Genomic DNA, 16,615 nt, shown 5'->3' with positions numbered 1-16,615 from the left:
CCAAAAATATCAGGTCGCCCGGACGCAAGGGGAGTGACGTAGGTTGGGGTGCAAACCCCAACACCCACCTCGATCATGCCGCCGTGGTGCGCGCCTTGGTCACCCGGCTGGCGGTGGGTTTGTTGAGCTGCGCCGAAAGCCACGCGCCGGTGGCGACCAGCATGTCCAGGTTGATGCCGGTTTCCAGGCCCATGCCGTGCAGCATGTACACCACATCTTCGCTGGCGACGTTGCCGCTGGCGCCTTTTGCATAGGGGCAGCCGCCGGTGCCGGACACGGCGCTGTCGACCACGCGTACGCCTTCTTCCAGGCAGGCGAGGATATTGGCCAGCGCCTGGCCGTAGGTATCGTGGAAATGCACGGCCAAGGCGCGCATCGGAATTTCCTGCGCCACGGCGTGCAGCATGGCGCGCGCCTTGGCCGGCGTGCCGACGCCAATGGTGTCGGCCACCGAGATCTCATAGCAGCCCATCTCGTACAGCCGCTTGGCGACGTTGACTACGTCCTCGATCGGCACGTCACCTTGGTACGGACAGCCCAGCGCGGTGGAAACATACCCGCGCACTTTCACGCCTTCGGCTTTCGCTTCCTGCAGTACCGGTTCGAAGCGCTGCAGTGACTCCTCGATGGATGCATTGATGTTGGCGCGATTGAACGCTTCGGAAGCCGCCGTGAAAACCGATACCTCGGTGGCGCCCGCTTCGCGCGCGATCCGATAGCCCTGTTCGTTCGGCACCAGCACCGGGTAGGTCACGCCGGGCACCTTGCGGATGCGTTGAAACACTTCCGCCGCGTCGGCCAGTTGCGGCACCCAGCGCGGACTGACGAAGCTGGTGGTTTCAATGGTCCTGAGCCCGGTGGCGGACAGCCGATCGATCAGCGCGATCTTGATGTCGGGCGGCAGTAGCGTCTTTTCGTTCTGCAAGCCGTCGCGTGGACTAACTTCGACGATGCGGACCTGAGAGTCTGTATTCATATGCCAAGCACTCCTCGTTGCACCTGGGTGACTGTCAGGCGGCAGCGCGCGGCTTTACCAGACGGCCCGTCTGGCGCTGCGCCACGCGCTGCCGCCTGACGATCACCCAGGCACAACGCGAAGCAGTTGGCATACGAATAAAGACTCTTCGTATTCATGTGATGCTCCTGTTACTTTTGCGCCGGTTACGATGCGAACCGAACGAGTACGGCATCAGCTTCCACAAATTCGCCTTGTGTTGCACCCACGCTTTCAATAGTGCCGGCGCGCGGCGCCTTCAAGGCCAGTTCCATCTTCATGGCTTCCATCACCAGCAGTTCCTGTCCTTCTTCCACGGTATCGCCGGCGTTTGCTTTCACCAGCACGACGCGCCCGGGCATGGGCGCCACGATCTGGTTGCCGCCGCTGCCTTCCTTCGATGCCCAGGCAAAGGCCGCGGCGCGGGCGAAGGCGTAGCGTTGGCCGTTTGCATCGTGCAAGGTGATGCGATCCTGATCGACATGCACGGCAAGGCGAACGCCCTGGCCATCGAAGCGTGCGCTGAGCGCGTCATCCTGCAAGCGCGCGCCATGCACTTCGCACTGCGCCGAATGATGTCGCAATGAATAATTGCCGTCATGGCCATGCGCTTCGATCTCGTAGCGCTGCTCGCGCAGACTGAGCGCGACGATGCGCTTGCCGGCGTGCCCGATGCGCCATGCATCGGCGCGCGACCAGGGCGAATGCGGATCGCTACCGTGCGCCGTCGCGGCGACCACCGCACGTTCGTCGTGAAGCAACGCAGCGGTGGCGGCAGCGAGTAGGGCATGCTCGGAGGGTGCCGCATCACCAGTTAGAAATTCATCAAGGTGGCGATCCAGATAACCGGTATCGATGCGGCCTTCGACCACTATCGGATGGCGTGCCAGGCGTTCGAGAAAAGCGATGTTCGATTTCGGCCCGACGATCTCGCAATCGGCCAGTGCCTCGCGCAGGCGTTGCAAGGCCTGCACGCGATTGGAGTCGTGCACGATCAGCTTGGCGATCATCGGATCATAAAAAATCGTTACGGTGTCACCTTCGACCACGCCGCCATCCAGGCGGACATGGCGGGATGGCGCCGGCAGGCGCAGCGTGCGCAGCTTGCCCGAGCCGGGCAGGAAGTTCTGATCCGGATCTTCGGCATACAGACGCACTTCGATCGCATGGCCGCGCGCCTGGATCTGGTGCTGTTGCAGCGGCAGCACTTCGCCGGCGGCTATGCGCAGTTGCCATTCGACCAGGTCCAGGCCGAGCGTTTCTTCGGTGACGGGGTGTTCCACCTGCAGGCGCGTATTCATTTCCATGAAATAGAACGTACCGTCCTGGCCGACGATGAATTCCACCGTGCCCGCGCCCACGTAGTTCACCGCCTTGGCCGCGGCGGCGGCGGCTTCGCCCATTGCCTGGCGACGTTTGGCGTCGAGAAACGGCGAGGGTGTTTCTTCCAGCACTTTTTGATAACGGCGCTGCGCCGAGCACTCGCGTTCGTTCAAGTGGATGACGGTGCCGTGCGCATCGCCGAATACCTGGAATTCGATGTGGCGCGGATGCTCGACGTAGCGCTCCAGAATCACGCGCGTATCGCCGAACGAACTGGCCGCTTCGCGCTGCGCGGAAGCCAGCGCATCGGCGAATTCCTTTTCCGTGCGCACGATGCGCATGCCCTTGCCGCCGCCACCGGCCGCGGCCTTGATCATCAGTGGAAAGCCGGTCTTGCGCGCCTGCTCGGCAAGCACGGCAGTGTCCTGGTCGTCGCCGTGATAGCCCGGCACCAGCGGAACGTTGTGTTTCTCCATCAACGCCTTGGCGGCTGCCTTCGAACCCATCGCTTCGATGCTCTCCGGACGCGGGCCGATGAACGTCACGCCGGCTTGCGTGCATGCGCGCGCAAAGGCGGTGTTCTCGGAAAGAAAACCGTAACCGGGATGGATTGCCTGCGCACCGGTCCGCTTGGCGACGTCGAGAATCGCATCGCCGCGCAGATACGATTCGGCCGGACGCGGCCCGCCGATCGGCCAGGCTTCATCGGCCAGGCGTACGTGCTGCGCATCCTTGTCCGCTTCGGAATACACCGCGATGGTGTGGATACCCAGGCGGCGGCAGGTGCGGATGACGCGACAGGCGATCTCGCCGCGATTGGCAATCAGTACGCGCTCGAACATGCGGGTTCCACCGGGCTGCTTGGGGATGCAAAGCGCATAAAGCTAGCAGAATTGCGCGATCTCGCCGATGCGCGGCGCAGCACAGGTAGGTTGGGGTGCAAACCCCAACGTCGCCATCTTCATGCCGCGTGATGGTGGGGTTTGCACCCCAACCTACTCGCCTTCCCAATAATCGGTCGTATCGCCTTGCCGCATTACGATCCGAACCATCTGCGGCTTGCCTTCCGCATCCGGCCCGAACTCGCCCAGGATGCCGTACTTGTTGGAGTCGGGGTATTCGCAGATCTCCGGGGATAGCTTGCTGCTCACCGCGAGATAACGCATTTCAACCGATCCAGTGTTGACGATCTGGTGCGCGCTTTCCGGACCACCGGGCGGGCAGGCGATGATGTCGCCCTGGCGGATCGGGTGGCGCTCCTCGCCGATGCGGATTTCCCCTTCGCCTTCCAACACGAAGAACATCTCTTCGTTCACGCGATGGTTGTGCAACGGAAACGCGCGCTTGCCGGGCGGCACCGCGGTGATGTTGTAGCCAAGCTTCTGCGCGCCCAGTTGCATGGATACGCGACCCATGCGTGCATCGAAGCGTTGCGCGGCATCGCCGGTGGCGGCGAAGCCGGGTGGGCGGGGTTCCAGTTCGATATCGGCGACATTGATGATGCGCTTCATGGCGTGCCTCGCGTTCGGTGGGGAAGGGTGGAGAACAAGCTAGCGGGGAACTGCTGCCAGCATGGCGTCAGCTGGGTTGTATCCAGGCCGGCGTGCGCTTGTCGAGAAAAGCCGCCAGGCCTTCCTGGCCTTCCTGCGATACGCGCAGGCGGGCGATCAGCGCAGCGTTTTCCTGATCGATACGCTCGGCCGCGGCTTGCGTAAGGCCATGCATGCCGAAGGCCAGTTGCTTGGCTTCGTGCTGCGCCACGGGTCCGGCCTTGGCCAGTTGCTTGAGTAAGGTGTGTACGGTGTCGTCCAGGTATTCGGCCGACACCACTTCATGCAACAGGCCAATGCGTGCGGCGGTATCCGCGTCGAAAATTTCGCCGGTCAGGAACAGGCGCCTGGCCTGCCGCACGCCGATCGCGGCGATCACGTACGGCGAGATCACCGCCGGCACCAGGCCCAGCTTCACCTCGGTCAGCCCGAACTTGGCGGTGTCCACGCCAATGGCGATGTCGCAGCAGGCGATCAGGCCCACGCCGCCGCCATAAGCGGCGCCGTTCACGCGGGCCATGGTGGGCTTGGGCAGGAACTGCAGCGTGCGCATCAGGGCGGCCAGCCGTAGCGAATCCGCACGATTGTCCGCCTCGCTGGCCTTGGCCATGCCGCGCATCCAGTTGAGGTCGGCGCCGGCGGAAAAACTTGCGCCCACGCCGGTCAGCACCACTACGCGCACTGCAGGATCGCGGCCGGCGTCTTCCAGGGCAGCGGTAAGCTCGGCAATCAGCCGGTCGTCGAAGGCGTTGTGGACGTCCGGGCGGTTGAGGCGAAGCTCGCGGATGCCGGCGTGGTCGGCGATCTGGATGGTCGTGGGCATGGGGTCGTCCGTGCGGGGATTTCTTAAAGCGTAGAGCAAGCCCCGCTCGCTTCGGGAGTGCGGTCCTGCACCCAATGCGAAAAGAGGATACAATGCGAACCATTCTTATTTAGAAGCATGACAACCGTGCGCCTGTCCGATTTGCCGAAAGGTGCTTACGCCGTGGTTGAACGAGTCGAAGATGCCCATGCCGAAGACCTGATCGCGCAGCGCCTGCGCGACTTGGGGTTTGTGGCGGGCGAGCGGGTGCGCCTGGTGGCGCGCGGGCCGGTCGGCGCGGATCCGCTGCTGATCCAGATCGGCTCGACCCGCTTCGCGCTGCGCCGCGCCGAGGCCGCGCGCGTGACAGTACGGGAGATCGCATGAGCGCCGGCAGCCTGCGCATCGCCCTGGTCGGCAACCCCAATTGCGGCAAGACGGCGTTGTTCAACCAGCTCACCGGCGGGCGCCAGAAGGTCGCCAATTACGCCGGCGTCACGGTCGAGCGCAAGGAAGGGCGATTCACCGCGCCCTCCGGCCGCGTGATGCAGATCCTGGACCTGCCCGGCACCTATAGTTTCGATGCGGCCAGCCCCGACGAACAGATCACCCGCGACGTACTCGAAGGCAATTATCCGGGCGAAGCGGCGCCCGATCTGATCATCTGCGTGGCCGACGCCACCAACCTGCGCCTGCACCTGCGCTTCGTGCTGGAAGTGAAGCGCCTGGGCCGTCCGGTGGTGCTGGCCTTGAACATGATGGATGCAGCACGCCATCGCGGCATCACCATCGACGTGCCGGAGCTGCAGCGTCGCCTCGGCATCCCGGTGGTGGAAACCATCGCCGTGAAACGCGGCGGTACGCGCGCGCTGGTCGAGCGCGTGGATGGCGATTTGCCGCAAGCGCCCCCGGCCTTGCCGGACGATCCGGCCAGCCGCGCCGATCTGCACGGCGAAGTGCGTCAACTGATGGCCGCCACCGTGACGATGCCGCGCGCGACGGCGGTGATCGACGATGCGCTCGATCGCTGGGCGCTGCATCCGGTGTTCGGCTTGCTCACGCTAGGGCTGGTGATGTTCCTGGTGTTCCAGGCGGTGTATGCATCGGGCAAGCCGATGAGCGACCTGATCGGCAACGGCTTCGCCTGGCTGGGCGAGCATACCGCCGCAGTGCTGCCGGCTGGGCCGCTACACGATCTGGTGGTCAGCGGCATCTTCGGCGGCCTCGGCACGGTGCTCGGCTTTTTGCCGGTGATCCTGGTGCTGTTCTTTTTCATTCTCATGCTGGAGGAATCGGGCTACCTGCCGCGCGCGGCGTTCCTGCTCGATCGCCTGATGGTGTCGGTAGGCCTGACCGGTCGCTCGTTCATTCCGCTATTGTCGAGTTTCGCCTGCGCCATTCCCGGCATCATGGGTACGCGCAGCATCACCGATCCGCGCGATCGCCTGGCCACTATCCTGGTCGCGCCGCTGATGACGTGTTCGGCGCGCCTGCCGGTGTACGCGCTGTTGATCGGCGCATTCATTCCCGCGCGGCGTGTGCTGGGTGTGTTCAATCTGCAGGGCGTGGTGTTGTTTGCGCTGTATGTGGCGGGTATCACCGGCGCGATGGCGGTGGGCTGGGTGATCAAGCGCCTGCGTCGTGACAAGAGCGAGCATGCATTGCTGATGGAACTGCCTTCGTACCGCTTGCCGCGGGCGCGCGACATCGCGATCGGCTTGTGGGAACGCGGCACCATCTTCCTCAAGCGCCTGACCGGCGTGATCCTGGCACTGACGGTGCTGATGTGGTTCATTTCCAGCTTCCCGGCGCCGCCGGAAGGCGCCACCGGGCCGGCGATCAATTACAGCTTCGCCGGCTATCTCGGGCGTTTCCTGCAGCACATCTTTGCGCCGTTGGGCTTCAACTGGCAGATCAGCCTGTCGCTGATTCCCGCGTTCGCGGCGCGCGAAACGGCGGTGGCCACGCTGGCGACGATCTACGCCGTTGGTGGCGATGCGCAGAGCGGCGGCCTGGCGCACGCGCTTACCGATAATTTCTCGCTGGCCTCGGCGCTGTCGCTGCTGGTGTGGTTTGCGTTTGCGCCCCAGTGCATGTCGACGTTGGCGGTGATCCGCCGCGAAACCAATTCCTGGCGCAACGTGGCGATCTCCTTCGGCTACATGTTTGCCGTGGCGTACACAGCATCCTTCATCACCTATCAGGTGGCGAGGTTGTTCTCGTGAGCATGAGTCTGCTGCTTCAATATGTAGTGATTGGCCTCGCGGTGCTGGCCAGTGCAACGTATGCGTTCCGCAAGCTGGCGCCGCAGGTCACCAATCGCTGGCTGGCGGCCGCGTCGATCCATTTCAGCGCGCCCGGTCATGCGGCATGGGTGCGCGCGTTCGGGCGTCGCCTGCAGCCAACGCAGGCGACCGGCAACTGCAGCGATGGCTGCAGCACCTGCGGTGCGTGCGGCCCCAAGCCGCCGGCGAGTGCGCGTGGCGAAGCCATGCCACTGGAATTCAAGCCGCGGCAGCGTTGAGTTCCGTAGGTTGGGGTGCAAACCCCAACGTTGCCGTGCCCATACATTTCGACGTTGGGGTTTGCACCCCAACCTACTGTGCTTGCCGGCGAATTGGAGCGAGCGCAAGGCCCGCTCCAATCCGCAGGTAAACATCTTTAGTACGGATTGGCACCCGAATAATCGTTGCTGATCGTGCTGTTGAGCTGATCCAGCACGCCCGAATCGGTCGTGGTCAAGCCCAGCTCGCGGTTCTTGTTCAACGAATAATACGAGAAGTTCTCCGAGCCCACGAACGCCACCGCGCTCGAGGTGCCGTAATCGGCCACGATCGCCTTCGCATGGATGTACAGCGAGGTGTTGTCGTTCGGATAGGTGGCGATGTTCGCGCCGGACGACTTCAACGCGTCGAGATTGGTGTAGTACTTGCTGTTGTCGGTCATCACGATCGTCACGTTCACGCCGGCAGAGGCCGCGTTTTCCAGCGCGCTGACGATGCCGCTGTCGCTCATCTCCTCGTTTTCCACCAGCAGGCTGGTGGTGGCGTTGTTGATGACGTTGAGCAGGGTCGTGCGCGAGTTGGTGGGACTCCATACCAGGTCATCGCCGTTCGAGGGCGTCACCGAGGTATGCGCGAAGTCCTTGTTGAAGGTGGCCTCGATCGCGCCCATGTCGACCGGGTCGCTCTCGATCACGGCATAGTCGCGGCTGGTGCTGTAGTAGCGACTGGTCAGGTTCAGCGACATGATCGCCACTTGCGCATTCGAGGTGCCGTAGTCGATCAGGATGCTCTTCTGGTGTGTGGCCGCGTATGTGGTCCAGGCCCACTTCACACTCACACCGCAGTTGCTGAGCTGGTTGAACGCGGAGGTGTTGTTGCTCTGCTCATGGTTCACGTCGAGGATGACGCGCACCTTGACGCCACGTGCCGCTGCATTGCACAGGTCGTTCTGCGCCGTGGTGTCTTGCAGCTCGTACATCGTCATGTCGATGGTCGACCTGGCGGAGTTGATCAGGCTGTAGATCGAGCTAAGCCCCTGGTCGGGTTCGATCACCAGCGTCTGCTGCGCAAACGCAGGCAGCGCGACGCCGAAAGCGCAAACGGCCGCCAGCGCGGCCTTGGCAAGGCTGGAACGTTCACAACGATTTTTCATGACTTGGTCCTTATGTCGAGTTAGGTTGTCGCACTCCCTGCGCTGATCCCCTGTCGCCCTCCCTCCGTGCGCGACCTTTCGGCTGGCCGGCGATGCCGGGTTTTCCCCTTCAGCCGAAGGCGCGCATCTCAGCGGGTGCGAATGACAGGAATCTTTCTGCGAGGTGGCAAACGCGGTGCGCGTTTAAGCGGCGTGCGCCTTCGTCACAAGCGAGTGAACGCGAAGCGGTTCAGATCGATCGAAACGTGATACGTAACTTGCACGCATCTGACGAAGGCGCAGCGAAGGTCAGTTACGTGCAAGCTTGGGATGCAGATAGGCGCGATGACGCCACAAATCTGCGATCGAGATCGCAAGCGTGAGCAGTGCCAGCACCGGCATCAAGGAAATATCGCTGATGCTATGCATGCGCGACAGCACGCTTATCGTCATGATGCCGACCCAGATGATCGGGGTGAGCGGAATATCGAAGCGCTTGCCGATGCCGCCTGCATCGATAAGCCGCCGTCGAAGCTTGCGGATACTGAAAATAAAGCACAGCGAAATCAGCAGCTGCGTCAGCGTTGCCTGATTGATGCTGTATACGGCAAGGCTCGATGCGCATACCGCGGGAATGGCAAGCCGGCGCAGCCACGGCCAGCGTGTCGGCGCGCTTTCGGGCATGCCTTGCCATTGATCGAACCACCAGCATCCGGCAAGCAGCAGCCACAGCCCGAGCACGCTTCCGCCCAGAACGCCCGATACGCGTGCCATCTCCCTCCAATTCACGCCGTCGCTACCTGCGCTGAGCACGCCAACGCCAACCACCACAAGCACGGTAATGAGCGCAAACACGCTTGCACGCAACGAATTGAGGATAAAGCGCTCACGTGTCAGTTGCGCACCAGCCGTTGCGGCGCGAAGCCAGAACGTCGCGTGCGGCCGGTCAATGGACGGTGGCAGGTCATCGATACGGCCGTTGTTGGACAACACGCGAACCAGGTTGGCCAAGCTACGCGCGCGATCGGATTGCATGGCCGCGCGGGTTGCGCCGATCCAATGCAAAGTGCGTTCAAGCAGCGCAAGATTCTTCCTCAGCAGCAGCACGTCAGGCCGGCCATTGCGCATGAGGCCAGCGCGTCGCGCCAGTTCATGATGGTTCTGCGGAACCAGCTCCCACAAAGTCCGCTGCCGCATGCGCAAATTTTGCAAGGCAACCGGATTGACGCCGGACAGCACGTGGTTGAGATCGAAGAACTGCAGCAACGTGTCCATGCATTCGGCGGATATCGCCTGCGGTTGCTGGAACAGGCGTTGCAGCACCACTTGCGCGGCCTGGCTTTTGACCTGGATGGACCAGAACTCGGCGCGGCTCTGCAGCCAGCGCAGCAACGCGTTGCCGTTCTGGGCGTCCACCGCGGCTTGAATGACCGCGCCGGTCAGCGGACCCATCGCAACGACGGGTACGCTCACATTCGGCGCATGGGCCGGTGTCGAGGGTGGCGTTGCGGGTGCCGCCGTGAGCGCAGGTGATGGCCGCGCTGCTTCGGTATGTGGAGCGCTTATCGATGCCGCAGGGCTGGCGGCGGCTTTTCGGTTGGCGTGCGCCAGGGCCGTCTTGTACGCCGCATGCAGCCGCTGGAACGCCTCTGCATCTTCATCCGGCCGCGTCGTGCGCAGCAGGCGTGCATAAGCGCGCTTGACGTCAGCCGCCTCCGCATCCGGCCGGAGCCCCAGCAGTTCGAACGCCCAGTTCAAACGTGCGCCTCCAGCGAATCCAGCGCCTGGCTGAAGTTCTGCCGGTGTTCCTGGATCAGGCGTTCGTCCTGCGTTTCCAGCACCTGCCGGAAGTGGCCGATCCACTGCTGCAAGGTCTGCCGCGCGGAGAGATGTTCTTCGTACAGACGCTCGGCGCGCGCAAGCAGGGCGATGTTTTCCTGCTTCGCGCGCGGATGGATCTTCAGCTCCGAAAGCGCGGCCAGCCGGGCGCGAATTTCCGCGTCGTCGAGCATGCCGGGGTTCTGCTGCAGCACCAGCTCGTGGCGGATGCCGCTGGCCTTGGGCGTGGCTTCCACCTGCAGCACACCGTTGATGTCGTAGGTGAAGCGCACGACCACTTCGTTCTCATGGATCGGCAAGGTCGGGTTGAGGGCGATTTCCAGTTCGCCCAGCTTGATGTTGTTTTCCACCATCGGGTTTTCGCCCTGGTAGATTTTCAGCCCGAGCTTGGCCTGCCGTTCGGCCAGCGGGTAGTAGCTGCTTTCGCGGCTGATCGGTACCACGCTGTTGCGCTGGATGATCGGCGAGAACAAGCCGTTTTGCACATGCCCTTGTGCGTCGCGTTCGCCGATTTCTACGCCCAGCGTGTAGGGGCACACATCCGTGAGGATGACTTCGTCCAGTTTGGCGTTGCGGCTTTTCAGGCCGGAAGCGACGCAGGCGCCCAGCGCGATGGCCTCGTCCGGATTCACGTGGCGCAGCGGCAGCTTGCCGAACATCCGCGCGATCAGTCGCGACACCAGCGGCATGCGGCTGGCGCCGCCGACCAGTACCACCTCGTCGAGCTGGTCGGGACGCAGGCGTGCGTCGCGCAAGGCGCGTTCGAGCGGCATGCGCATGCGTTGTAGCAGGGGTTCGGCCAAGTGCAGGAAGCGATCCTGATCGATGCGCCAATGGATATCATGTTTGCCGACCTGGCATTCCACGCTGGTTTCGGTTTGCTGGCTCAAGGAACGCTTGGCCAGTTCCAGCCGGCGCCGCAACAGGCCGCGTTCCACCGCCGAGAACTCATCCGCACGCAGTTTCAGGTCGGCGAGGCAGGCGCTCTGCAGGGCGTCGAGAAAATCCTCGCCGCCCAGATAATTGTCACCGGCGCTGGCATGTACCTCGACCACGCCTTCGAACATTTCCAGCACCGATACGTCGAAGGTGCCGCCGCCCAGGTCGAAGATCAGGAAGCGGCTGCCTTCCTTGCGTTCTTGCAGGCCGTAGGCGAGGGCGGCGGCGGTGGGTTCGTTGATCAAGCGCTCCACCTTGATGCCGGCCAGTTCGCCGGCAGCGCGCGTGGCCTTGCGCTGCGCGTCGGAGAAATACGCCGGCACGCTGATCACGGCTTCCAGTATTTTTTCCCCCAGCGCGGCTTCGGCATCGGCCAGCAGCGAGCGCAGCACCAGCGCGGACAATTCCTCTGGGCGGAAGCTGCGCTTGCCCAGCTGAACTTCGCGCGCAGTACCCATCCAGCGCTTGAACGCGGCGACGCTGGCGTTCGGATGGCTGATCAGGCGATCGCGCGCGGCGGCGCCGATCAGCATGTGTCCGTCATCGTCGACGCTGATGACGGAAGGCGTAAGGTAATCGCCCAGTGCGTTGCGGAAAAGTTGCGGCCCTTGCTCGCCGTAGTGGCCGATCAGTGAATGGGTGGTGCCCAGATCGATGCCGACGATCATGCGTTTCTTGCCCCTGTACTTCCTTGAAAAACGATCCGATGCTTTCCCGTAGGTTGGGGTGCAAACCCCAACGTCGCCATGCCGCATTGACAGCCATGTTGGGGTTGTACCCCAACCTACGCAGCCCATGTTACATGCGGAACACGCCATACCGCTGCGGCTCGATCGGCGCGTTCAACGACGCCGAAATCGCCAGCCCCAGCACGCGGCGCGTATCGGCCGGGTCGATGATGCCATCGTCCCACAGCCGCGCGGTAGCGTAATACGGGTGGCCCTGGCGTTCGTACTGGTCGCGGATCGGCGCCTTGAAGGCTTCCTCCTCCGCGCTGCTCCAGTTTTGGCCGGCCGCTTCCATGCCGTCGCGCTTGACCGTGGCCAGCACGCTGGCCGCCTGCTCGCCGCCCATGACGCTGATGCGCGCGTTCGGCCACATCCACAGGAAACGCGCGCCATAGGCGCGACCGCACATGGCGTAGTTGCCGGCGCCAAAACTGCCGCCGATCACCACGGTGAACTTGGGCACATGCGAGCAGGCTACCGCGGTAACCATCTTGGCGCCGTCCTTGGCAATGCCGGCGTTCTCGTACTTCTTGCCGACCATGAAGCCGGTGATGTTCTGCAGGAACACCAGCGGCACGTTGCGCTGGTTGCACAGCTCGATGAAGTGCGCGCCCTTGAGCGCGGATTCGGAAAACAGGATGCCGTTGTTGGCGACGATACCCACCGGATAGCCATGGATATGCGCGAAGCCGCACACCAGCGTCTTGCCGTAGCGAGCCTTGAATTCGTGGAATTCGGAGCCGTCGACGATGCGTGCGATCACCTCGCGGATGTCGAACGGGCGGCGCGTATCTTGCGGAACCACGCCATAGAGTTCCTCGGCCGCATAGCGGGGCTCGAGCGGCGGGCGCACGGCCAGTGGCATTGACTTGCTGCGATTGAGACTGGCCACGATGTCGCGCGCGATCGACAGCGCATGCGTGTCGTTCTCGGCGAAATGATCGGCTACGCCGGAAGTGGAGGTATGCACGTCCGCGCCGCCTAGCGTCTCGGCATCCACCACTTCGCCGGTGGCCGCCTTCACCAGCGGCGGGCCGCCGAGGAAGATCGTGCCTTGCTCGCGCACGATGACGGTTTCATCGCTCATCGCCGGTACGTAGGCGCCGCCGGCGGTGCACGAGCCCATCACCACGGCGATCTGCGGAACGCCTAAGCCCGACATGCGCGCCTGGTTGTAGAAGATGCGTCCGAAATGCTCCTTGTCGGGGAACACTTCATCCTGCATGGGCAGGAACGCGCCACCGGAATCGACCAGGTAGATGCACGGCAGGCGATTCTCCAGCGCCACTTCCTGCGCGCGCAGGTGCTTTTTCACCGTCATCGGGAAATAGGTGCCGCCCTTGACGGTGGCATCGTTGGCCACGACCACCACCTCGATGCCATGCACGCGGCCGATGCCGGTGATGATGCCGGCGGCCGGCGCCGCATCGTCGTACATGCCGTGCGCGGCGAGCGGGGAAAGTTCCAGGAAGGGCGAGCCGGGATCGAGCAGGGCGCGGATGCGTTCGCGCGGCAGCAGCTTGCCGCGCGCCGTGTGTTTGTCGCGTGCCTTGGCGCCGCCGCCTTCGGCACTGCGCGCAAGCTGGCGATGAAGATCATCCACCAGGCTGCGCAGTTGGGCGCTGCTGGCCTGGAAGTCGGAAGAGCGGGGATCGATCTGCGAGGTAAGGACGCTCATGGGGTCGTGCGAAGATCACCGGGGCAAACCACGGATGATAACGGGGCGTGCCGTTCTTCCGCATGTTGCAGGCGACCATAAAAAAACCGGCCGCCAGATGGCGGCCGGTTTCATGCAACCAGAACGAAGAAGGATTAGTGATCCTTCGAAGCGTCCTTGGAGGCGTCCTTCGCAGCGGAAGCGGCCGACTTGGCAGCGTCGGCTGCCTTGCTGGCAGCGTCCGAAGCGTTGGCGGCGGCGCTCTTCATCGCATCAGCAGCAGCCGGTGCGGTGGAAGCCGGAGCGGCAGCGGCGGTGGACGCCGGAGCAGCAGCCGGAGCAGCAGCGGTGGAAGCCGGAGCGGCTGCCGGGGCAGCAGCGGTGGAAGCAGCGGCAGCCTTCTGAGCCTGGTCAGCAGCTTGCGTTGCTGCCTGCTGGGCCTGATCAGCCGACTTCTGTGCGTCCTGCGCGCCTTCCTGTGCGCCGTTGCTGCAAGCCGCCAGCAGCGCGACGAGCGCAGAGGCGAGAAGGGTACGCGTGAACTTCATGGTGGATCTCCTTAGCCGTGGAATGCCAATTGGCGGATTATTAATAGCGCTTTCACGTTTACGGCGCTACCGGTTTCTACAAACAACTTTTATGCCGCATTAAACCGGGCTGGGTTAGGCACCCGGCCGGCAGCATAAGCAAGCACCTTGCTTAATCCAAACGTTCCACGGCGATGGCGGTGGCCTCGCCGCCACCGATGCACAGCGCGGCAACGCCACGGCGCAGGCCGCGGGTTTTCAGGGCGTTGAGCAGGGTGACCACGATGCGCGCGCCGCTGGCGCCGATCGGATGGCCAAGTGCGCAGGCGCCGCCATTGACGTTGAGCTTGTCGTGAGCAATGCCCAGCTCGCGCATTGGCGCCATGGCCACCACGGCGAAGGCTTCGTTGACTTCGAACAGGTCGACGTCGCCCACCTTCCAGCCGGCCTTGTCGAGCACCTTGCTGATCGCCCCGACCGGCGCGGTGGTGAACCATTCCGGTTCCTGCGAGTGGGTGGCATGGGCCACGATGCGCGCCAGCGGCTTCACGCCACGCGCCTTGGCATCGTCGGCCGACAGCAGGATCAGGGCTGCCGCACCGTCGGAGATGCTGGAGGAGGTGGCGGCGGTGATGGTGCCGTTTTCCTTGCGAAAGGCCGGCTTGAGTGCGGGCACCTTATTGATGTCGGAGCGGCTGGGCTGCTCGTCGGTGTCGACCTGCACGTCACCCTTCTTGCCGGCCACGGTCACCGGCACGATCTCGTCGGCAAAGGCGCCCGAAGCCTGCGCCGCCTGGGAGCGCTTGACCGACTCGATCGCGAACGCATCCTGTTCTTCGCGGCTGAAGTGGTACTTGTCGGCGCACAGTTCGCCGAACACGCCCATCGCCTTGCCGTCGTACGGGTTGGTCAGGCCGTCCCATGCCATATGGTCGACCAGCTTGCCATCGCCATAGCGGATGCCGCCGCGGGCGTTGACCATGTGCGGCGCGTTGGTCATCGATTCCATGCCGCCGGCCACCACCACGCCGGCCGACCCGGCCTTGATCAGGTCATGGCCCAGCATGATCGCCTTCATGCCCGATCCGCACACCTTGTTGACGGTGGTGCAGCCGGTGGCGGGCGGCAACCCTGCGCCGAGGGCTGCCTGGCGGGCAGGTGCCTGGCCGAGGTTGGCCGGCAGCACACAGCCCATGATCACCTCGCTCACATCCTTGGCGGCGATGCCCGATTGCTCCAGCGCCGCGCGGATCGCAGTGGCGCCGAGCGTGGGGCTGGGTACGCCGGTGAACTGGCCGAGGAAGGAGCCGATGGCAGTGCGCTTGGCACCGGCAATGACAATGCTGACGTCCGACATGGGGGTCTCCGGGGGAGCTTTGGGCGCGTCGCGCCAGGGAAGGAATTTGCGAATTATCGCAGCCCGCGATGCTTTGCAGCAAATGTGCTTTTTTTCGTGAAACGCCGTGCATTTGCCCCACTCGCAATCTTACAAATCAAACGAATAAGCTATGGGGTAATGCCGCATTGGGGAGCAGTGGCATTCCAATGCGTTCTGGGGATGTAGATCGATCACAGGGTGAGGAAATATGACAATGGAAATGCAGGCCGGGCGCCGCCGTGAACTCGCGCTCTTGATTTGTCTGGCTTTGAGCCTGGGCGGCTGCGGTGGGGGAGGGAGCAATAGCGCGGTAAAAGCATCGCTGCCGCCCGGACCGTCGCAAACCCTTCCGCCCTCATCCGGACCTACGCCCACACCGACGCCGTCACCCGGTCCGTCGCCGTCACCGGGTACATCGCCGTCGCCCAGTACCAACGTGCCGACGCCGCCGATCGATGCCCAACTGTCGCTGACCAATGCGAGCGGGTTGCAACAAAAAGGCTATACCGGCGCCGGCGTCACCATCGGCGTTGTGGACAGCGGCATCATGCGCTCCAACCCGACGGTTGGTTCACGGGTGCTGCAGGAGCTCATCTACGTCGATCCGACCCAGAACAACACGAAGATCGACGACGTGGTCGGCCACGGTACGTGGGTATCGGAAATTGCAGCCGGTGCGACCTCCTCGCAATTTCCCAACTATGCCGGCGGTGTCGCGCCCGGCGCCAACCTGGTTTCCGCGCGCATCATCTCCGACACTGCGCCGGACGATAACGGCAGCACGCCTCCCTCAACGGTGACAGCCGACGACGCGACCTTCTTCAAGCAGGTGAACGCGGATCTGATAAACGCTGGTGTAAAAGTAATGAACAATTCCTGGGGCGGGATTACCTGGGACACCACCAATGCCTCGCTCAACGCTGCGTTCGACTCCGCCTATGCGCCATTCGTCAACAACGGTGGCTTGGTTGTATTTGCAGCCGGCAACGACGCGCAGGCCAACCCGAGCACGATCGCTTCGTTGCCGAGCTACGTGACCGATGCGAACTTGCAAAAAGGCTGGCTGGTCGCGGTGGCGTTGAACAGCAACAACCCGACGCAGCTCGACAGTTATTCGAACAAGTGCGGCGTCGCCATGAACTACTGCCTGGCTGCACCGGGCGACGTGATCGTGGTGGACAAGAACGCCACATCCAGCACCACCAATCCCAGTTACTACATCGTCGAAGGCACGTCGCTCGC

14 protein-coding genes are annotated in these 16,615 nt (G+C 63.5%); 4 read left to right on the top strand and 10 right to left on the bottom strand.

Going from position 1 to position 16,615, the window contains the following annotated elements; genetic code table 11:
* Positions 1-73 precede the first annotated feature (73 nt).
* From ACTHNE_RS10905 to ACTHNE_RS10890, 4 genes are all read right to left on the bottom strand, one after another.
* Positions 74-976 carry a hydroxymethylglutaryl-CoA lyase gene (locus tag ACTHNE_RS10905; RefSeq protein WP_324945757.1) on the bottom strand — a complete coding sequence of 301 codons (903 nt, stop codon included), beginning with the start codon at positions 974-976 and terminating at the stop codon, positions 74-76.
* 185 nt (positions 977-1,161) lie between these two features.
* On the bottom strand, positions 1,162-3,159 hold the full coding sequence (locus ACTHNE_RS10900; protein WP_440269256.1) for an acetyl/propionyl/methylcrotonyl-CoA carboxylase subunit alpha: 1,998 nt from the start codon (positions 3,157-3,159) through the stop codon (positions 1,162-1,164).
* A 153-nt stretch (positions 3,160-3,312) separates the two neighbouring features.
* Complete coding sequence (locus ACTHNE_RS10895) at positions 3,313-3,828, bottom strand: cupin domain-containing protein (protein ID WP_324945764.1); 516 nt, start codon at positions 3,826-3,828, stop codon at positions 3,313-3,315.
* A gap of 67 nt (positions 3,829-3,895) precedes the next feature.
* On the bottom strand, positions 3,896-4,690 hold the full coding sequence (locus tag ACTHNE_RS10890; protein ID WP_324945767.1) for an enoyl-CoA hydratase-related protein: 795 nt from the start codon (positions 4,688-4,690) through the stop codon (positions 3,896-3,898).
* A 126-nt stretch (positions 4,691-4,816) separates the two neighbouring features.
* Between ACTHNE_RS10890 and ACTHNE_RS10885 the strand changes: the two genes are divergently transcribed.
* From ACTHNE_RS10885 to ACTHNE_RS10875, 3 genes are read left to right on the top strand one after another with little or no spacing between them, the layout of a single operon-like run.
* On the top strand, positions 4,817-5,056 hold the full coding sequence (locus ACTHNE_RS10885) for a FeoA family protein (RefSeq protein WP_324945769.1): 240 nt from the start codon (positions 4,817-4,819) through the stop codon (positions 5,054-5,056).
* Entirely contained in the window at positions 5,053-6,894 is a 1,842-nt protein-coding gene (gene feoB, locus ACTHNE_RS10880; RefSeq protein WP_324945772.1) for a ferrous iron transporter B, read from the top strand. Before ACTHNE_RS10885 ends, feoB begins: the two co-directional genes overlap by 4 nt.
* Positions 6,895-6,896: 2 nt before the next feature.
* Positions 6,897-7,193 carry a DUF6587 family protein gene (locus ACTHNE_RS10875; RefSeq protein ID WP_414649770.1) on the top strand — a complete coding sequence of 99 codons (297 nt, stop codon included), beginning with the start codon at positions 6,897-6,899 and terminating at the stop codon, positions 7,191-7,193.
* Positions 7,194-7,330: 137 nt separating this feature from the next.
* Here the strand turns inward: ACTHNE_RS10875 and ACTHNE_RS10870 are convergent, their stop codons facing one another.
* The 6 genes from ACTHNE_RS10870 to ACTHNE_RS10845 form a co-directional block, all read right to left on the bottom strand.
* Complete coding sequence (locus ACTHNE_RS10870; protein ID WP_440269255.1) at positions 7,331-8,326, bottom strand: phospholipase D-like domain-containing protein; 996 nt, start codon at positions 8,324-8,326, stop codon at positions 7,331-7,333.
* A 288-nt stretch (positions 8,327-8,614) separates the two neighbouring features.
* A complete protein-coding gene (locus tag ACTHNE_RS10865) occupies positions 8,615-10,063 on the bottom strand; it encodes a J domain-containing protein (protein ID WP_440269254.1) in 1,449 nt (482 codons plus the stop codon).
* Positions 10,060-11,751, bottom strand: a complete 1,692-nt coding sequence (locus ACTHNE_RS10860) for an Hsp70 family protein (protein WP_440269253.1) — start codon at positions 11,749-11,751, stop codon at positions 10,060-10,062. Before ACTHNE_RS10860 ends, ACTHNE_RS10865 begins: the two co-directional genes overlap by 4 nt.
* A 130-nt stretch (positions 11,752-11,881) precedes the next feature.
* On the bottom strand, positions 11,882-13,489 hold the full coding sequence (locus ACTHNE_RS10855; RefSeq protein WP_440269252.1) for a carboxyl transferase domain-containing protein: 1,608 nt from the start codon (positions 13,487-13,489) through the stop codon (positions 11,882-11,884).
* Positions 13,490-13,623: 134 nt separating this feature from the next.
* Entirely contained in the window at positions 13,624-14,016 is a 393-nt protein-coding gene (locus ACTHNE_RS10850; protein ID WP_324939860.1) for a hypothetical protein, read from the bottom strand.
* 151 nt (positions 14,017-14,167) lie between these two features.
* Positions 14,168-15,352, bottom strand: coding sequence for a thiolase family protein (locus tag ACTHNE_RS10845; protein ID WP_440269251.1), 1,185 nt, complete (start codon positions 15,350-15,352; stop codon positions 14,168-14,170).
* Between the two features lie 235 nt (positions 15,353-15,587).
* On the opposite strand from ACTHNE_RS10845, the gene ACTHNE_RS10840 reads away from it, so the two are divergent.
* Positions 15,588-16,615, top strand: a 1,028-nt coding sequence (locus ACTHNE_RS10840) for a S8 family peptidase (protein ID WP_440269250.1), incomplete at its 3' end; no start/stop codon positions are given.

The sequence above is a fragment of the Dyella sp. genome, from assembly GCF_051954575.1.
Classification (GTDB): domain Bacteria; phylum Pseudomonadota; class Gammaproteobacteria; order Xanthomonadales; family Rhodanobacteraceae; genus Dyella_B.
Note: the sequence above shows the minus strand (reverse complement) of the source record. Positions and strands in the feature narration are given on the sequence as shown.